General features: G+C 50.5%; 14 protein-coding genes and 1 pseudogene. 7 read left to right on the top strand and 8 right to left on the bottom strand.

Annotation, left to right across the window (positions count from 1 at the left end; genetic code table 11):
• Positions 1-16 precede the first annotated feature (16 nt).
• On the top strand, positions 17-1327 hold the full coding sequence (uidC, locus tag C1P89_RS07025) for a glucuronide uptake porin UidC (protein ID WP_001226995.1): 1311 nt from the start codon (positions 17-19) through the stop codon (positions 1325-1327).
• A 180-nt stretch (positions 1328-1507) separates the two neighbouring features.
• On the opposite strand, the gene C1P89_RS07020 is transcribed toward uidC, so the two are convergent.
• Together C1P89_RS07020 and manA are read right to left on the bottom strand one after the other, a co-directional pair.
• Entirely contained in the window at positions 1508-3016 is a 1509-nt protein-coding gene (locus tag C1P89_RS07020) for a YdgA family protein (protein WP_001043340.1), read from the bottom strand.
• 100 nt (positions 3017-3116) lie between these two features.
• Complete coding sequence (gene manA, locus C1P89_RS07015; RefSeq protein WP_001170683.1) at positions 3117-4292, bottom strand: mannose-6-phosphate isomerase; 1176 nt, start codon at positions 4290-4292, stop codon at positions 3117-3119.
• Between the two features lie 198 nt (positions 4293-4490).
• Between manA and fumB the strand changes: the two genes are divergently transcribed.
• From fumB to fumC, 3 genes are all read left to right on the top strand, one after another.
• Positions 4491-6137 carry a class I fumarate hydratase gene (gene fumB / locus C1P89_RS07010; RefSeq protein ID WP_000066628.1) on the top strand — a complete coding sequence of 549 codons (1647 nt, stop codon included), beginning with the start codon at positions 4491-4493 and terminating at the stop codon, positions 6135-6137.
• 85 nt (positions 6138-6222) lie between these two features.
• On the top strand, positions 6223-7569 hold the full coding sequence (locus C1P89_RS07005) for an IS4-like element IS4 family transposase (RefSeq protein ID WP_000483769.1): 1347 nt from the start codon (positions 6223-6225) through the stop codon (positions 7567-7569).
• A gap of 149 nt (positions 7570-7718) precedes the next feature.
• On the top strand, positions 7719-9122 hold the full coding sequence (fumC, locus tag C1P89_RS07000; RefSeq protein ID WP_001099119.1) for a class II fumarate hydratase: 1404 nt from the start codon (positions 7719-7721) through the stop codon (positions 9120-9122).
• On the opposite strand, the gene tus is transcribed toward fumC, so the two are convergent.
• From tus to rstA, 3 genes and pseudogenes are all read right to left on the bottom strand, one after another.
• Positions 9119-10048, bottom strand: a complete 930-nt coding sequence (gene tus, locus C1P89_RS06995; RefSeq protein ID WP_001295399.1) for a DNA replication terminus site-binding protein — start codon at positions 10046-10048, stop codon at positions 9119-9121. The genes fumC and tus overlap by 4 nt on opposite strands.
• Before the next feature lie 75 nt (positions 10049-10123).
• Positions 10124-11424: pseudogene (gene rstB / locus C1P89_RS06990) on the bottom strand (two-component system sensor histidine kinase RstB).
• A 3-nt stretch (positions 11425-11427) separates the two neighbouring features.
• A complete protein-coding gene (rstA, locus tag C1P89_RS06985; protein ID WP_001092508.1) occupies positions 11428-12147 on the bottom strand; it encodes a two-component system response regulator RstA in 720 nt (239 codons plus the stop codon).
• A gap of 128 nt (positions 12148-12275) precedes the next feature.
• Here rstA and C1P89_RS06980 point away from each other — a divergent pair, with 128 nt between their 5' ends.
• Positions 12276-12611: a GlpM family protein gene (locus C1P89_RS06980; protein ID WP_000524869.1), complete on the top strand. Its 336-nt coding sequence runs from the start codon at positions 12276-12278 to the stop codon at positions 12609-12611.
• Here the strand turns inward: C1P89_RS06980 and folM are convergent.
• The 3 genes from folM to ydgH all read right to left on the bottom strand — a co-directional run bounded on the left by folM (position 12608) and on the right by ydgH (position 15879).
• Positions 12608-13330, bottom strand: a complete 723-nt coding sequence (gene folM, locus C1P89_RS06975; protein WP_000513663.1) for a dihydromonapterin reductase — start codon at positions 13328-13330, stop codon at positions 12608-12610. The two genes, C1P89_RS06980 and folM, sit on opposite strands and share 4 nt — an antisense overlap.
• Positions 13331-13366: 36 nt before the next feature.
• Complete coding sequence (locus C1P89_RS06970) at positions 13367-14749, bottom strand: amino acid permease (RefSeq protein ID WP_000412379.1); 1383 nt, start codon at positions 14747-14749, stop codon at positions 13367-13369.
• A gap of 185 nt (positions 14750-14934) precedes the next feature.
• Positions 14935-15879, bottom strand: a complete 945-nt coding sequence (gene ydgH / locus C1P89_RS06965) for a DUF1471 family protein YdgH (protein ID WP_000769319.1) — start codon at positions 15877-15879, stop codon at positions 14935-14937.
• Positions 15880-16402: 523 nt separating this feature from the next.
• On the opposite strand from ydgH, the gene pntA reads away from it, so the two are divergent.
• A complete protein-coding gene (gene pntA, locus C1P89_RS06960) occupies positions 16403-17935 on the top strand; it encodes a Re/Si-specific NAD(P)(+) transhydrogenase subunit alpha (protein WP_001295398.1) in 1533 nt (510 codons plus the stop codon).
• Between the two features lie 10 nt (positions 17936-17945).
• Positions 17946-19334, top strand: a complete 1389-nt coding sequence (pntB, locus tag C1P89_RS06955) for a Re/Si-specific NAD(P)(+) transhydrogenase subunit beta (protein ID WP_000014036.1) — start codon at positions 17946-17948, stop codon at positions 19332-19334.
• Positions 19335-19342: the final 8 nt, after the last annotated feature.

Raw genomic sequence — 19342 nt, 5'->3', positions numbered from 1 at the left:
CATCAAAGGTGCAACTATGAGAAAAATAGTGGCCATGGCCGTTATTTGCCTGACGGCTGCCTCTGGCCTTATCTCTGCTTATGCGGCGCAACTGGCTGACGATGAGGCGGGACTACGCATCAGACTGAAAAACGAATTGCGCAGGGCGGATAAGCCCAGTGCTGGCGCGGGAAGAGATATTTACGCATGGGTACAGGGAGGATTGCTCGATTTCAATAGTGGTTATTATTCCAATATTATTGGCGTTGAAGGCGGGGCATATTATGTTTATAAATTAGGTGCTCGTGCTGATATGAGTACCCGGTGGTATCTTGATGGTGATAAAAGTTTTGGCTTTGCCCTAGGGGCAGTAAAAATAAAACCCAGTGAAAATAGCCTGCTTAAATCAGGTCGCTTCGGGACGGATTATAGTTATGGTAGCTTACCTTATCGTATTCCGTTAATGGCTGGCAGTTCGCAACGTACATTACCGACAGTTTCTGAAGGAGCATTAGGTTATTGGGCTTTAACACCAAATATTGATCTGTGGGGAATGTGGCGTTCACGAGTATTTTTATGGACTGATTCAACAACCGGTATTCGTGATGAAGGGGTGTATAACAGCCAGACGGGAAAATACGATAAACATCGCGCACGTTCTTTTTTAGCCGCCAGTTGGCATGATGATACCAGTCGCTATTCTCTGGGGGCATCGGTACAGAAAGATGTTTCCAATCAGATACAAAGTATTCTCGAGAAAAGCATACCGCTCGACCCGAATTATACGTTGAAAGGGGAGTTGCTCGGCTTTTACGCGCAGCTCGAAGGTTTAAGTCGTAATACCAGCCAGCCCAATGAAACGGCGTTGGTTAGTGGACAATTGACCTGGAATGCGCCGTGGGGAAGCGTATTTGGCAGTGGTGGTTATTTGCGCCATGCAATGAATGGTGCCGTGGTGGATACCGACATTGGCTATCCCTTTTCATTAAGTCTTGATCGTAACCGTGAAGGAATGCAGTCCTGGCAATTGGGCGTCAACTATCGTTTAACGCCGCAATTTACACTGACATTTGCACAGATTGTGACTCGCGGCTATGAATCCAGTAAACGAGATGTGCGGATTGAAGGCGCGGGTATCTTAGGTGGTATGAACTATCGGGTCAGCGAAGGGCCGTTACAAGGGATGAATTTCTTTCTTGCTGCCGATAAAGGGCGGGAAAAGCGCGATGGCAGTACGCTGGGCGATCGCCTGAATTACTGGGATGTGAAAATGAGTATTCAGTATGACTTTATGCTGAAGTCAGAAATAACGCCGGAGAGAAAAACCTCCGGCGTTTCAGATTGTTGACAAAGTGCGCGTTTTTTATGCCGGATGCGGCGTAAACGCCTTATCCAGCCTACAAAAACTCATAAATTCAAAGTGTTGCAGGAAAAGGTAGGCCTGATAAGCGTAGCGCATCAGGCAATCTCTGGTTTGTTTTCAGATGAAAACGCCGAAGTGAAAATTCTCCGGCGTTTTGGCCGTGAATTACTGCTGCGGAATTGCCGGTACAGCCGGAACGTTAAGAGCTGGCATCGCAAACATACCAACGAAATCTTCCAGTGGCATTTTCTGCCCGTTTAACGTTATCTGACCGTTAGTATATTGCAGGCTGGTGGTGATGGTATTGTCCTGCAAGGTGGTCAGACGGAACATCTGCCCCATTGCTGATGCACCTTCAACTTGCTGTTTCGCCAGTTTTTTCGCTTGATCTTCCTGATAACCTTCCAGCTTCGCTACCTGAGTCATAAACTCAGTTGCCATATCCACCGGAATGGTCAGTTTCGCATCCAGAGATTTAACCGAACGATCTACTTCCTGCGCCAGCGTTTGCGGCGCTTCTTTAGTCGTTGCCGGATCTTTCAGGAACAGCGACAGATTCAGCGCACTTTCACCCTGACTGTTTTTCCAGCTTAGCGGCGCGATAGTAATCACCGGATCGCCTTTCAACATCAGCGGCAGGGCGCTAAAGAAGGCTTCCGTCACTTTCTCCTGATAAAGTTCGGGATTGTTGGCAATTTCTGGCTGTGCCAGCAGCGCCTGAGTTTGCGCGTTATATTGCTGGCTAAACTGATGCCAGGCTTCACCATCAATCTGGCCGACTTTTAAAGTCAGCTTGCCGCTGCCCAGATCCTGATTCTGTACCTTCAGGCTGTTTAGCGAGTAATCCAGTTGGCTATTGATCGTTTTACCGTCATTGACCAGATCCGATTTACCGCTGATCTCCATGCCTTCCAGCAGTGCCAGTTCTTTGCCTTCCACTGAAATGGTCATTTTTTCCAGTGACAGTTTTTGGTTTCCTACGCGCTCACCAAAACTTGCCAGCGTGCTGGAACCGTCGGTTTTCAGATTATTAAAGGTCAACTGCACTTTCTGGTTGTATTCGTTAACTGCGTCTATCCGACCACTTTGCGCCTCCCCGGAAAGGGAGATGGCTTTGCCGTCTCTGTCAGCATTTAACTGGAACTCGCCGCCGCTAAAGGCGACTTTTTCATCCTTTTGCTCGTAATTCAGTGGCTTGAGCGAAATATCGGAACTGGAATCACCGCTGTAACCAATGCGCGAGTTAATCTCAAAAGGCGTTTCACCTTTTGCCATATCAAACAGTGGTTTGCTTACTTCGTTATTAACCAGCGTGGTTTGAATTGATGCCATCGACGGGATCAGGTTCAGTTTTTTAAGCTGGGCAAGCGGGAAGGGACCATGATCAACCGATTCGTTGAAGATGACGCTCTGACCGCTTTTAATCCACGGATTTTCTTTCCCGGCAATGGGTTTCACCAACAGTTGCAACTGGCTGCTGAATACGCCGCGATGATAGTTTTGATAACTCACTTCCAGGTTGGATTCAGGAGCTGTCAGTTTGAGTTGCGCGTTCGCCTGCGCGACCATGTCTTCGAGATGGGTTTCAATCTTCTTGCCTGTATACCATGCGCCGCCTGTCCAGACTACGCCTAGCGCAACAATGACGCCTACCGCTACCAGCGATTTATTCATAATGATTATCCATAAAATGAAATCAGGCGGACTGGCCGCCTGAAGGTGTTATAAGCCTTTAATAAGCTTAGCAAGAGATGTTAATTTTTTCAGTAAGCTCTTACAGCTTGTTGTAAACACGCGCTAAACGGCCGTGGCCTTTGACAGTCACCGGTGATTCGTTGGCGGCAATAAACGCTGATTCACCCGGTTTAAGCTGTAACTGCTGAGAACCTTTCCACAACGTTGCATCGCCTTCGACGCAGAACAAAATGGCGGCACTCTGCTGGCTAATGGTGGTTTCTTTATCACTAAGGTCATGCAGCGAGAAGGCAAAATCATCCACTGGAATCGGGAAGTCCAGTTCTGCACCTTGTTTCACCGGCTGGGTCAACAACTGGTTAGCCGGTTTGGCTTCGAATTTCACATTGGCAACCAGTTCCGGAATATCAATGTACTTAGGCGTCAGACCCGCACGCAGCACGTTATCGGAGTTCGCCATCACTTCCAGCGCCACGCCTTGCAGGTAAGCGTGCGGTGTTTCAGCGAACAGGAACATCGCTTCGCCAGGATTCAATTTCACCACATTCAGTAACAGCGGGGAGAACAGGCCACTGTCTTCCGGGTAAAATTCAGAAATTAAACGAATCGTTTGCCACGGTTCACCCTGCTGACTGTCGAGCGCCGATTTTAAAATCGCCAGCGCGCGGGATTTTTCTTCACCCTGCATATTCAACAGGCTGGCGAACAGTTCGCTTAAACGTTCGGCATTAGGCTGTTGTAAAAAGTGAGCAATTGCCGGATGTGCACCTGCGACTGGCTGGAGTAGGGAGACAATCTCGGAAAACTCACGAAACGCGTTCATCGCAAGGAAAGGCGTCAGCGCAAAAACCAGCTCCGGCTTGTGGTTAGGATCTTTATAGTTACGCTCGGCGGCATCCATCGGGATACCTGCGGCATTTTCTTTGGCAAAACCGATTTCAGAATTGCGTTTGTTTGGATGAACCTGAATGGAGAGCGGCTGTGCTGCGCATAATACTTTGAACAGGAAAGGCAGTTCGCCAAAGCGTTTGGCAACGGCCTCTCCGAGCAGAGTCGATTTATCACTCTCAATCACATCACGCAGTGAAACGATATCTCCGGCGGCATTCTGCACTCGTGAACTGCTTTTCGGATGTGCGCCCATCCACAGCTCGGCCATCGGCTGGCTGGACGGATTTTCCATACCATAAAGTTCAGTCAACGCCGTTTTGCTGCCCCAGGCATAGTTTTGCACTGAGTTAATGAGTTTTTGCATGATCAATCCCTGTTTTAATGTGGAAATTAATCCCACTATTAAAGCAAGAATCCTACGGGAAGTAACCTGGAGCCGCAAAAAGTCGTACTAGTCTCAGTTTTTGTTAAAAAAGTGTGTAGGATATTGTTACTCGCTTTTAACAGGGCAACGGAACACCCGCCCAGAGCATAACCAAACCAGGCAGTAAGTGAGAGAACAATGTCAAACAAACCCTTTCATTATCAGGCTCCTTTTCCACTCAAAAAAGATGATACTGAGTATTACCTGCTAACCAGCGAACACGTTAGCGTATCTGAATTTGAAGGGCAGGAGATTTTGAAAGTCGCACCCGAAGCGTTAACTCTGTTGGCGCGTCAGGCGTTTCATGATGCGTCATTTATGCTGCGTCCGGCTCACCAACAACAGGTGGCCGACATTCTGCGTGACCCGGAAGCCAGCGAAAATGATAAATATGTGGCGCTGCAATTCCTGCGCAACTCCGACATCGCGGCGAAAGGTGTTCTGCCAACCTGTCAGGATACCGGCACTGCGATTATTGTTGGTAAAAAAGGGCAGCGTGTATGGACCGGTGGCTGTGATGAAGCGGCGCTGGCGCGCGGTGTCTATAACACTTATATCGAAGATAATTTGCGCTACTCGCAAAACGCGCCGCTGGATATGTATAAAGAGGTGAATACCGGCACCAATCTGCCAGCGCAGATCGATCTTTATGCCGTTGATGGCGACGAGTACAAATTCCTCTGTATCGCCAAAGGTGGTGGTTCGGCAAACAAGACGTATCTCTATCAGGAAACCAAAGCGTTACTAACGCCGGGGAAACTGAAAAATTACCTGGTTGAGAAGATGCGCACGCTGGGTACGGCGGCCTGTCCTCCGTATCATATTGCGTTCGTAATTGGTGGAACTTCTGCAGAAACTAACCTTAAAACAGTGAAACTGGCTTCCGCTAAATACTATGACGAACTGCCAACGGAAGGGAATGAGCACGGTCAGGCATTCCGCGATGTGGAACTGGAAAAAGAATTGCTGATCGAAGCGCAAAATCTCGGTCTGGGTGCGCAGTTTGGTGGTAAATACTTCGCTCACGACATACGCGTGATTCGCCTGCCACGTCACGGCGCATCCTGTCCGGTTGGTATGGGTGTTTCCTGCTCTGCTGACCGTAATATCAAAGCGAAGATCAACCGTCAGGGGATCTGGATCGAAAAACTGGAACATAATCCAGGTAAATATATCCCTGAAGAGCTGCGTAAAGCGGGAGAAGGCGAAGCGGTGCGCGTTGACCTTAACCGTCCGATGAAAGAGATCCTCGCACAGTTGTCGCAGTATCCCGTTTCTACACGCTTATCGCTTAACGGCACGATTATCGTCGGTCGTGATATTGCTCACGCCAAACTGAAAGAGCGGATGGATAACGGTGAAGGGCTGCCGCAGTACATTAAAGATCATCCGATTTACTACGCGGGTCCGGCCAAAACGCCGGAAGGTTATGCCTCCGGTTCTCTTGGCCCAACGACCGCCGGACGGATGGATTCTTATGTCGATCAACTGCAAGCGCAGGGCGGAAGTATGATCATGCTGGCGAAAGGCAACCGCAGCCAGCAGGTGACGGATGCCTGTAAAAAACACGGCGGCTTCTACCTTGGCAGTATCGGTGGTCCGGCCGCTGTATTGGCGCAGGGAAGTATTAAGAGCCTGGAATGTGTTGAATATCCGGAACTGGGAATGGAAGCCATCTGGAAAATTGAAGTGGAAGATTTCCCGGCGTTTATCCTTGTGGATGATAAAGGAAATGACTTCTTCCAGCAGATACAACTCACACAGTGCACTCGCTGTGTGAAATAAACAGAGCCGCCCTTCGGGGTAATGCCGATCAGTTAAGGATCAGTTGACCGATCCAGTGGCTGTGTAAGAATCCGGAAACGCTCACTTGTTTCCGGATTTTTTTATGCACATTGGACAGGCTCTTGATCTGGTATCCCGTTACGATTCTCTGCGTAACCCACTGACTTCTCTGGGGGATTACCTCGACCCCGAACTCATCTCTCGTTGCCTTGCCGAATCAGGTACTGTAACGCTACGCAAGCGCCGTCTTCCCCTCGAAATGATGGTCTGGTGTATTGTTGGCATGGCGCTTGAGCGTAAAGAACCTCTTCACCAGATTGTGAATCGCCTGGACATCATGCTGCCGGGCAATCGCCCCTTCGTTGCCCCCAGTGCCGTTATTCAGGCCCGCCAGCGCCTGGGAAGTGAGGCTGTCCGCCGCGTGTTCACGAAAACAGCGCAGCTCTGGCATAACGCCACGCCGCATCCGCACTGGTGCGGCCTGACCCTGCTGGCCATCGATGGTGTGTTCTGGCGCACACCGGATACACCAGAGAACGATGCAGCCTTCCCCCGCCAGACACATGCCGGGAACCCGGCGCTCTACCCGCAGGTCAAAATGGTCTGCCAGATGGAACTGACCAGCCATCTGCTGACGGCTGCAGCCTTCGGCACGATGAAGAACAGCGAAAATGAGCTTGCTGAGCAACTTATAGAACAAACCGGCGATAACACTCTGACGTTAATGGATAAAGGTTATTACTCACTGGGACTGTTAAATGCCTGGAGCCTGGCGGGAGAACACCGCCACTGGATGATACCTCTCAGAAAGGGAGCGCAATATGAAGAGCTCAGAAAACTGGGTAAAGGCGATCATCTGGTGAAGCTGAAAACCAGCCCGCAGGCACGAAAAAAGTGGCCGGGACTGGGAAATGAAGTGACAGCCCGCCTGCTGACCGTGACGCGCAAAGGAAAAGTCTGCCATCTGCTGACGTCGATGACGGACGCCATGCGCTTCCCCGGAGGAGAAATGGCGGATCTGTACAGTCATCGCTGGGAAATCGAACTGGGATACAGGGAGATAAAACAGACGATGCAACTGAGCAGGCTGACGCTGAGAAGTAAAAAGCCGGAGCTTGTGGAGCAAGAGCTGTGGGGTGTCTTACTGGCTTATAATCTGGTGAGATATCAGATGATTAAAATGGCGGAACATCTGAAAGGTTACTGGCCGAATCAACTGAGTTTCTCAGAATCATGCGGAATGGTGATGAGAATGCTGATGACATTGCAGGGCGCTTCACCGGGACGTATACCGGAGCTGATGCGCGATCTTGCAAGTATGGGACAACTTGTGAAATTACCGACGAGAAGGGAAAGGGCCTTCCCGAGAGTGGTAAAGGAGAGGCCCTGGAAATACCCCACAGCCCCGAAAAAGAGCCAGTCAGTTGCTTAACTGACTGGCATTACCGCCCTTCGGGGCGGTTTTTTTACATGGCACGAAAGACCAAACATTTGTTATCAAATAGTAAATAATAAGTGAGCTAAAAGTTGCTTAACGAAGGCAAAACAGAAAGAAAAAATTAATCAGGTGAGGAGCAGGCCATGAATACAGTACGCAGCGAAAAAGATTCGATGGGGGCGATTGATGTCCCGGCAGATAAGCTGTGGGGCGCACAAACTCAACGCTCGCTGGAGCATTTCCGCATTTCGACGGAGAAAATGCCCACCTCACTGATTCATGCGCTGGCGCTAACCAAGCGCGCAGCGGCAAAAGTTAATGAAGATTTAGGCTTGTTGTCTGAAGAGAAAGCGAGCGCCATTCGGCAGGCGGCGGATGAAGTACTGGCAGGACAGCATGACGACGAATTCCCGCTGGCTATCTGGCAGACCGGCTCCGGCACGCAAAGTAACATGAACATGAACGAAGTGCTGGCTAACCGGGCCAGTGAATTACTCGGCGGCGTGCGCGGGATGGAACGTAAAGTTCACCCTAACGACGACGTGAACAAAAGCCAAAGTTCCAACGATGTCTTTCCGACGGCGATGCACGTTGCGGCGCTGCTGGCGCTGCGCAAGCAACTCATTCCGCAGGTTAAAACCCTGACACAGACACTGAGTGAAAAATCGCGTGCATTTGCCGATATCGTCAAAATCGGTCGAACCCACTTGCAGGACGCCACGCCGCTAACACTGGGGCAGGAGATTTCCGGCTGGGTAGCGATGCTCGAGCATAATCTCAAACATATCGAATACAGCCTGCCTCACGTAGCGGAACTGGCTCTCGGCGGTACAGCGGTGGGTACTGGACTAAATACCCATCCGGAGTATGCGCGTCGCGTAGCAGATGAACTGGCAGTCATTACCTGTGCACCGTTTGTTACCGCGCCGAACAAATTTGAAGCGCTTGCGACCTGTGATGCCCTGGTTCAGGCGCACGGCGCGTTGAAAGGGTTGGCTGCGTCACTGATGAAAATCGCCAATGATGTCCGCTGGCTGGCCTCTGGCCCGCGCTGCGGAATTGGTGAAATCTCAATCCCGGAAAATGAGCCGGGCAGCTCAATCATGCCGGGGAAAGTGAACCCAACCCAGTGTGAAGCATTAACCATGCTCTGCTGTCAGGTAATGGGGAACGACGTGGCGATCAACATGGGTGGCGCTTCCGGTAACTTTGAACTGAACGTCTTCCGTCCAATGGTGATCCACAATTTCCTGCAATCGGTGCGCTTGCTGGCAGATGGCATGGAAAGTTTTAACAAACACTGCGCAGTGGGTATTGAACCGAATCGTGAGCGAATCAATCAATTACTCAATGAATCGCTGATGCTGGTGACTGCGCTTAACACCCACATTGGTTATGACAAAGCCGCGGAGATCGCCAAAAAAGCGCATAAAGAAGGGCTGACCTTAAAAGCTGCGGCCCTTGCGCTGGGGTATCTTAGCGAAGCCGAGTTTGACAGCTGGGTACGGCCAGAACAGATGGTCGGCAGTATGAAAGCCGGGCGTTAATCCGCAACATACAGGTGCAGCCGTGGAATGATCAAACGAAGCGGCTGCGCCTGTGGTTTATAACGGTGCTGCACATTGTCGGCATCGTAATTTAACAACTCACCAACGTCCGGCACGCCCGCGCCATTATCCCGATTAATCAGTGCAATCAGCGGTGTAGGGCAGGCGTGTTGGACTTGTTTTTGATCTCCTTTGTACCAGACGCGGGCAATCGGCTGCACCTTCACCGGACGTTTGATTTTTAACTTCGCGTTCTGTGGCAGGGCAGCGATATCCTGATACTCTCGCTCCAGTTTTCTTTGCCACTCCTCGCGCGTCCACGGTGCGACACTGCGTGGTGATTTCAGGCTTTTTTCCAGCTGTGCCAGGACTTCATCACGATGCAAATTCTTAATGATATGTTTATTAGCCCAACCAAAGCGTAAAGTGGCGGGGTCGTGCAGAACGGTGAGCGTGCGGTAAGCATTAAGGGTGATCAGCCCCGGCAAATGACGATGCACCCATTCAAAACGTGCCGCGGTGGGGAGTTCTGATTCAACCGTGACGATATGCTCGAACGTGGTCTTGAGTTTATTGATGTGCTGAATATGACTGACCAACGCTGCTTGCGAAAGGTTATCGACCTGGTAACACAACACGCCAGGCAGACGGACAGCGGCCTTGCTGCTGCGATTTTCGGACTGTTGTTGAATAAATAAATGGCGGAAATGACGCAACGCCAGCGACTGCGCGTCGTTGCCGAGATGTTGTTTTACCTCAATACGATTAAGCGGATTATGCTCATCCTCTTTTTTTACCTCCGGCAAAGAGAACACGCGGGCAACCAATAGCTTGTGTTGCTCAAGATGAGCGGCAAATGCAGCCAGCTCTTGTTCCATCTGGCGAAAGGTAGTGTTGAGTCGGTCTACGAGATCGTAACGCGCCATAATATTAACCACTTTAGTTACAACATACTTATTTTATAGCACAGTGGTGGTGACTTGACCATCGTGCGCGTAGTGTCAGGCAGAGGTAAATTGCGGGATGTTATGCCATAACGGCCAGCTAAACGAGAAGCGAGCACCACCCAGTTCGCTGGTGTCACAATTAACCGTACCGCCCATTGCCAGTGCTATAGAGTGGACAATTGCCAGCCCCAGCCCGCAGCCGCCGGTTGAGCGATCCCGGCTGGGATCGAGGCGAACAAAAGGTTCAAAGATATGTTCGCGGTTTTCTGGGGCAATCCCTGGGCCATCATCCTCAACAATTAATGTCGCTCTATTCCCCGACAGTAGCAGGCTGGTTTCAACCGTTGAATGGCAGTACCGCAGGGCGTTATTGAGCAAATTATCCAGCACGCGCTCCATTAAGCGCATATCCAACGCCGCATAATGGCCTTGCGCGAGCGTTTTAATCCGTACCGTTTTATCGGGCGTTACTGCCTGAATGTCTGCCAGATGCGTTGACAGCCACAACGGCAGGTCTGGTTCGCTAAGATGAAGCTCGTTTTGTGGGCGATCGAGTCGGGCATAAGTCAGCAGCTCTTCAATTAAAGCTTCAAGTTGACTGATATCACGATTCAACGCCTGGGATTCGGCGGCGCTCAGGTTATCGCTCATCTCCAGTCGATAACGCAGGCGCACTAACGGTGTTCGCAGTTCGTGAGCGATACCGTCAATAAGCTGTTTTTTGCTGGCAATCAAGGCGTTGATATTGTCCGCCATCTGGTTAAATGCGATACCAAGTCGTTCAAAGCTCGAACCCTCATCAAAGTGGATACGTTCATTGAGATGCCCATCGCCAAATCGTTGCGCCGCTGCTTCCAGTTTTAACATATCCTGCCAGTGCGGACGCATCCAGATAAACACCGGAAAGGCGAGGGAAATAGCAATAAAAGTGATCAGGGCGATATCCAGCAATCGCATCTGATGGAGATAATAAAGATAAGGAACAGGACCAACTGCCAGCACGTAGTGGCTGCGCGGGATACGCTGCAAAAACGTGTACTGATCGTCCAGGGCGACAATTTCGCCGCCACGCAGTCGGTGCATGGAAATATCATCAAGATGGTATTTACTCAGTGGCTCGACACGCAGATCGAAAGAGAGATTTAAATCCATCTCTTTCAGCGTCTTACCCCAGTCGTGTGGGGGATCTCACGCAATTCGCTGCGCATCAGATACAGTGAACTGTTCATCAAATCATCCAGCGACTGTTTGCCCGCGCGTTCGGCGGTAAATTTGTACACCAGCCCAACCAGCAGAGACATCACAAGGAAGCAGACAAACAATAACAGGTAAAACTGGATAAACAGTTTTTTCATCGCTTATTCCCATGCATGAGGCGCAAAAAGATAGCCTTTGTTACGCACAGTTTTAATGCGATAAGGTTCTGCGGCGTTATCGAGCAGTTTTTTTCTTAACCGCGAAATAGCCACGTCCACGCTACGATCCAGTCCGTCATAACTGACGCCGCGTAAATTTTTCAGCAATGCATCGCGGTCCATGATTTGCCCGGCATGGGTAGCTAATTCCCACAATAATTCGAAATCAGCTGTCGAGAGCGAGATTTCAGTGTTAGCCAGGGTGACTACGCGGTTGATGGGATCGATGGTCAACGTGCCGAAATGCAGGGCTTTGTAGGGAGTCAGAGACGTTTCCTGAAGACCTTTGGTCAGTGTGGCTTGCTCATTCTGACGCAAATGCAAACGTAAACGCGCTAGCAAAACAGCAGGGGGCGTCGTTTTGAGAATATAGTCGCAGGCACCCATTTCCAGTGCCAGGATGTGGTTCATATCGCTATCGAGAGAGGTTAGAAGAACAATCGGTCCAGACCACTTTGCGCGTAAATCACGACAAATGGTCATGCCGTCCTTGCCTGGTAGCATGATGTCGAGTAACACCAAATCCGGATTTTCTCGCAAAATGGTTTCTTCGGCCTGGTCGCCGCGCGGCTCTACGGTAACCTGCATATCATGTTTTGCCAGGTACGCGGCAATCAGTGAACCGACTTCCGCATCATCTTCCACAAATACGATAGTGTTCATAACATTCACGGTAGATATAAAAACGTCACAATACACCGCGCTGTTTTTACTTACTATCAATCGTTTCTAAACAAGTTTTCATCAGGTATTCTACTGATGACTTGTTATGGAAGTGTTAAGGTAAAAAAATGGGGCTGGTAATCAAAGCCGCGCTCGGTGCGCTGGTAGTGCTGTTGATTGGTGTTTTAGCAAAAACGAAAAATTATTATATCGCCGGGCTGATTCCACTTTTCCCGACCTTTGCGCTTATCGCGCATTATATTGTTGCCAGCGAACGCGGCATTGAAGCCTTACGCGCAACCATCATTTTTAGTATGTGGTCGATTATTCCCTATTTTGTTTACCTGGTGTCGCTGTGGTATTTCACCGGAATGATGCGCTTGCCCGCCGCTTTTGTTGGTTCTGTTTCGTGTTGGGGGATAAGCGCATGGGTGTTGATTATATGCTGGATAAAGCTGCATTAACGCAGATGACGACCGCCATCAAGTGGGAAACTGCGTCCGGTGACAAAGCAACTGGTAAGTAAGTAATCGACCAGGTCGATCACTTCTTTCTCGCCAGGCGCGGTTTTCATCAGTGATTTATTCAGCGCCTGTTGTCGATATTCGGCATCATCATGTTCATTAAACAGGATCAGCGATGGAGCAATAGAGTTCACTTTCACTTCCGGTGCCAGCTTGCGGGCAAACGAGCGGGTCATATTATCCAGTGCCGCTTTGCTTGCAGCATACGCAATATGCTTGTCGCTACCGCGCTCCACCACATAATCGGTAAAGTGAATGATATCGCTGGCGGCGTGTCCGTGCCCACGCAGTAATCTTTCCAGCGCATGGTTGAGCAGGTATGGGGTATTAACGTGGATCTGCATCATGCAAGCCAGTACGTCGGCCAGTGGCGCACCCGGTTTTTCCGCCATCCACGCACTGGCGTTATGCAAAATAGCACGCAGACCATGGGGGCTTTTTAGTACTTCATCGGCAAACGCCATCACACCGTCGTTGGTCGAAAAATCAGCCTGAATACACTGCGCACCTGCCTTAATCAGTCCATCAATGGCTGGATAGTGCGTCCGATAGCTGACAATCACCGGTTGCTTTTGATTAATGAAATGCCAGGCGAGGGCGAGGCCGATGCGACGACCTCCGCCAGTAATTAATATTGGCAAGGGCTGGGCTTTACCCATCGTTATCTCCTTTGCTATCCAACGATGGGATGAACGTTATCCCACCAGCATCCAGGTCGCCGGAACTGAGGCAATTAACAGCATGCCAATCAGCACCATTTCCTGACGGTTCAGTACATTATCATGTGTATGCGTTTTGCGCGCATACAGGAAAACCAGCAGCCCCGGCGCATACAGAACAACGGATAACAGCAAGTGCATTGGACCAGAGGCGTACAATAACCATAAGCCATAAATGCAGGCACCGACACCTACCGCTTTATGCAGTGGACGGGTTGCGATTTTCAGCAAGAACGCGCCGACCAGGAAATAGGGCACCAGAATCATTTCTGAGGCGATGGTCAGCAACGTGTTGTAATCGGAACCGGTCAGCCAGATGAGTACCAGACAAATTTGCACGCAGATGTTGGTCAACCACAGTGAGGCGGATGGCGCAGCTTGTGCGTTCTGGCGCGCAAAAATGCGTGGGAATGCTTTATGAGTGGCAGCCAGGAACGGAACTTCTGCCGCCATGATGGTCCAGCTTAAGTACGCGCCGCAAACGGAAACGATCAAACCGGCAGCGATGATGATTTCGCCCCATGGTCCCATCATTTCCACCATCAGACCGGCCATTGACGGGTTACGAATTTCAGCCAGTTCAGGACGTGCCACCACACCCAGCGAAAGCAGCGTTACCAGCAAGTAAACGCCCAGAGCGGAGAGAACCGCCAGCAGTGTCGCTTTGCCAACATCACGTTTATTACGCGCACGCGCAGAAACAACCACGGCACCTTCCACACCAATGAAAACCCACAGGGTGATCAGCATGGTGTTTTTCACCTGTTCCCAAACGGGTACGCCAAGTGCAAGTCCGGTGAAGTCGAGCTTGAAGGTATCCAGTTTGAACATCATCATCGCCAGCACAACAAACAGACCCAGCGGCAACAATTTTGCCAGTGTCGCCACCAGGTTAATGCTGGCAGCGGTTTGCACCCCGCGCAGGATCAAAAAGTGAACAATCCACAATAAAGCTGATGCACCGACGATCGATTGCCAGGTATTACCATCGCCGAACAGGCGCAATTCCGGCGTGTCCGTAAAAAAGCTTAACGCGGAAAAAACGATCACCAGATAGGAGACGTTGGCGATGACTGCGCACAGCCAGTATCCCCATGCGGAACAAAAGCCGATTAGCTCGCCAAACCCTTCGCGGGCATAGGTAAAGATACCGCCGTCAAGTTCGGGACGAATGCGCGTGAGGATCAGCATGGCAAAGGCCAGCAATAAAATGCCAGCGCCAGTAATACCCCAGCCGATGAGCAGTGCTGCCGGGCTGGCAACTGCCGCCATATTTTGCGGCAGACTGAAAACACCCGCGCCCAGCATTGAGCTTAATACCAGCGCGGTGAGTGCGCTCAGTCCCAGTTTCTTTTCCATCGATATCCAGTGATTAAAACGTGATAAGAAGAATAAATATTAGGGCAAAACGCATAAAAATGGAGTTTGCCACTGAAGCGCGGGATTTTACGAAGAGATGTGTCTGCATGCAATGGTCGCGGGGAAATTTGTGACTAAAAATGCGAAAGGCGGCATCAAGCCGCCTTATAGGAGTAACTGAATAGTTATTTATACAGATCTGCGCTGACGGTCAGGTTATTACCACGTTCCTGCCACTGGCGGGTGATGTGGTAATACTTAGCACCTTTCTTCGCGGCACGTTTCGCAACCTGATAGGAGACTTCGGTCATGTTGCCGTAGTTGCCAGAGAATTTGATGCTGTCGAACGGGACCATCATCGCTGCGGTCGCTTTGTTCAGTTCTTCGACTTTAGTGCCATCCGGGAGCATGACGGTGTAACGCCCGCCTTTTGATGACTGGGTTTCAAAGAAACGACCGACTTCAGAACTTGGTGATGCGGTAGTCGCAACACCTAGGATCTCAACTTTCTTCGCGGCTTCGCCACCGGCAGCCAGAGCTGCACGTCCTGCTTCGGAATCTGCCGGGATCACATCCGGGCTCTGGACGATACGTTTCTTAGCATCTTTTTTATAGATGAATGCAGTAATACGCTGGTTGCCGCCTTGGTTGGCATCGATTTGACGAACGATGTAGAAAGAGTAGGCACCTTTCGCTTTTGCCGCTTTGGTGATGGCATCATTGACTTCTGGCTGGCTACGATAGAAGCCCTGGACGGTGACCGTGTCAAACGGTTCAATCAGAACAGCCTGATCTTTCGGCAGTTCGACAACACCGTTAATTACGCGATTACTTGTTTCTTCTGCTTTTTCAGCATCGGCTTTATAGAGGTCAGCGACCACACGCCAGTTACCGCTGTTACCAAAATCAGAAGTGTCGACAACATAAAAAGAGGCGGCACCTTCTTTATCTGCGCGACGAGAAACGGCTTTCACCGCTTCGCCAATAGCATTAAAACGACCGGTAACCACTACACGGTCAAAAGGTTTAACCGCTGCCGCTTGCTCCGGTGTCAGTTCTGTTGCTGCGTTAACGGAGAATGCCGTAGCAGAAAGCAGTGCCGACGCCAGGAGGGTGTTCTTAAGCTTCATAAAAATAATCCTTCGCCTTGCGCAAACCAGGTACTGGTATTGTTATTAACGAGAAACGTGGCTGATTATTGCATTTAAACGGTGTAACTGTCTGCGTCATTTTTCATATCACATTCCTTAAGCCAATTTTAATCCTGCTCAAATGACCGTCTATGCTTAAAAAACAGCCGTATCAGCATCATTACTACTGAAGCAACTGAATTGTATAAGTTAATTTAATGTTAAGTAGTGAATCGTGCCGGGGCGATGTCTCGTTTTACCCGACCGTCGAAGACAATTATCAGTCTTTATCCGGCGTTCTAAGGTGTTTATCCCACTATCACGGCTGAATCGTTAATATTTTGCGAGTTCACGCCGAAATACTGATTTTTGGCGCTAGATCACAGGCATAATTTTCAGTACGTTATAGGGCGTTTGTTACTAATTTATTTTAACGGAGTAACATTTAGCTCGTACATGAGCGGCTTGTGTGGCTCCTGACACAGGCAAACCATCATCAATAAAACCGATGGAAGGGAATATCATGCGAATTGGCATACCAAGAGAACGGTTAACCAATGAAACCCGTGTTGCAGCAACGCCAAAAACAGTGGAACAGCTGCTGAAACTGGGTTTTACCGTCGCGGTAGAGAGCGGCGCGGGTCAACTGGCAAGTTTTGACGATAAAGCGTTTGTGCAAGCGGGCGCTGAAATTGTAGAAGGGAATAGCGTCTGGCAGTCAGAGATCATTCTGAAGGTCAATGCGCCGTTAGATGATGAAATTGCGTTACTGAATCCTGGGACAACGCTGGTGAGTTTTATCTGGCCTGCGCAGAATCCGGAATTAATGCAAAAACTTGCGGAACGTAACGTGACCGTGATGGCGATGGATTCTGTGCCGCGTATCTCACGCGCACAATCGCTGGACGCACTAAGCTCGATGGCGAACATCGCCGGTTATCGCGCCATTGTTGAAGCGGCACATGAATTTGGGCGCTTCTTTACCGGGCAAATTACTGCGGCCGGGAAAGTGCCACCGGCAAAAGTGATGGTGATTGGTGCGGGTGTTGCAGGTCTGGCCGCCATTGGCGCAGCAAACAGTCTCGGCGCGATTGTGCGTGCATTCGACACCCGTCCGGAAGTGAAAGAACAAGTTCAAAGTATGGGCGCGGAATTCCTCGAGCTGGATTTTAAAGAGGAAGCGGGCAGCGGCGATGGCTATGCCAAAGTGATGTCGGACGCGTTCATTAAAGCGGAAATGGAACTCTTTGCCGCCCAGGCAAAAGAGGTCGATATCATTGTCACCACCGCGCTTATTCCAGGCAAACCAGCGCCGAAGCTAATTACCCGTGAAATGGTTGACTCCATGAAGGCGGGCAGTGTGATTGTCGACCTGGCAGCCCAAAACGGTGGCAACTGTGAATACACCGTGCCGGGTGAAATCTTCACTACGGAAAATGGTGTCAAAGTGATTGGTTATACCGATCTTCCGGGCCGTCTGCCGACGCAATCCTCGCAGCTTTACGGTACTAACCTCGTTAATCTGCTGAAACTGTTGTGCAAAGAGAAAGACGGCAATATCACTGTTGATTTTGATGATGTGGTGATTCGCGGCGTGACCGTGATCCGTGCGGGCGAAATTACCTGGCCGGCACCGCCGATTCAGGTATCAGCTCAGCCGCAGGCGGCACAAAAAGCGGCACCGGAAGTGAAAACTGAGGAAAAATGTGCCTGCTCACCGTGGCGTAAATACGCGTTGATGGCGCTGGCAATCATCCTTTTCGGTTGGCTGGCAAGCGTTGCGCCGAAAGAGTTTCTTGGGCACTTCACCGTTTTCGCGCTGGCCTGCGTTGTCGGTTATTACGTGGTGTGGAATGTATCGCACGCGCTGCATACACCGTTGATGTCGGTCACCAACGCGATTTCAGGGATTATTGTTGTCGGAGCACTGTTGCAGATTGGCCAGGGCGGCTGGGTTAGCTTCCTTAGTTTTATCGCGGTGCTTATAGCCAGCATTAATATTTTCGGTGGCTTCACCGTGACTCAGCGCATGCTGAAAATGTTCCGCAAAAATTAAGGGGTAACATATGTCTGGAGGATTAGTTACAGCTGCATACATTGTTGCCGCGATCCTGTTTATCTTCAGTCTGGCCGGTCTTTCGAAACATGAAACGTCTCGCCAGGGTAACAACTTCGGTATCGCCGGGATGGCGATTGCGTTAATCGCAACCATTTTTGGACCGGATACGGGTAATGTTGGCTGGATCTTGCTGGCGATGGTCATTGGTGGGGCAATTGGTATCCGTCTGGCGAAGAAAGTTGAAATGACCGAAATGCCAGAACTGGTGGCGATCCTGCACAGCTTCGTGGGTCTGGCGGCAGTGCTGGTTGGCTTTAACAGCTATCTGCATCATGACGCGGGAATGGCACCGATTCTGGTCAATATTCACCTGACGGAAGTGTTCCTCGGTATCTTCATCGGGGCGGTAACGTTCACGGGTTCGGTGGTGGCGTTCGGCAAACTGTGTGGCAAGATTTCGTCTAAACCGTTGATGCTGCCAAACCGTCACAAAATGAACCTGGCGGCTCTGGTCGTTTCCTTCCTGCTGCTGATTGTATTTGTTCGCACGGACAGCGTCGGCCTGCAAGTGCTGGCATTGCTAATAATGACCGCCATTGCGCTGGTATTCGGCTGGCATTTAGTCGCCTCCATCGGTGGTGCAGATATGCCAGTGGTGGTGTCGATGCTGAACTCGTACTCCGGCTGGGCGGCTGCGGCTGCGGGCTTTATGCTCAGCAACGACCTGCTGATTGTGACCGGTGCGCTGGTCGGTTCTTCGGGGGCTATCCTTTCTTACATTATGTGTAAGGCGATGAACCGTTCCTTTATCAGCGTTATTGCGGGTGGTTTCGGCACCGACGGCTCTTCTACTGGCGATGATCAGGAAGTGGGCGAGCACCGCGAAATCACCGCAGAAGAGACAGCGGAACTGCTGAAAAACTCCCATTCAGTGATCATTACTCCGGGGTACGGCATGGCAGTCGCGCAGGCGCAATATCCTGTCGCTGAAATTACCGAGAAACTGCGCGCTCGTGGTATCAACGTGCGTTTCGGTATCCACCCGGTTGCGGGGCGTTTGCCTGGACATATGAACGTATTGCTGGCTGAAGCAAAAGTACCGTATGACATCGTGCTGGAAATGGACGAGATCAACGATGACTTTGCTGATACCGATACCGTACTGGTGATTGGTGCTAACGATACGGTTAACCCGGCGGCGCAGGATGATCCGAAGAGTCCTATTGCTGGTATGCCTGTGCTGGAAGTGTGGAAAGCGCAGAACGTGATTGTCTTTAAACGTTCGATGAACACTGGCTATGCTGGTGTGCAAAACCCGCTGTTCTTCAAGGAAAACACCCACATGCTGTTTGGTGACGCCAAAGCCAGCGTGGATGCAATCCTGAAAGCTCTGTAACCCTGACG

The organism is Shigella sonnei (assembly GCF_002950395.1).
Taxonomy (GTDB): domain Bacteria; phylum Pseudomonadota; class Gammaproteobacteria; order Enterobacterales; family Enterobacteriaceae; genus ECMA0423.
This window is presented reverse-complemented; position numbering and strand designations above follow the sequence as displayed.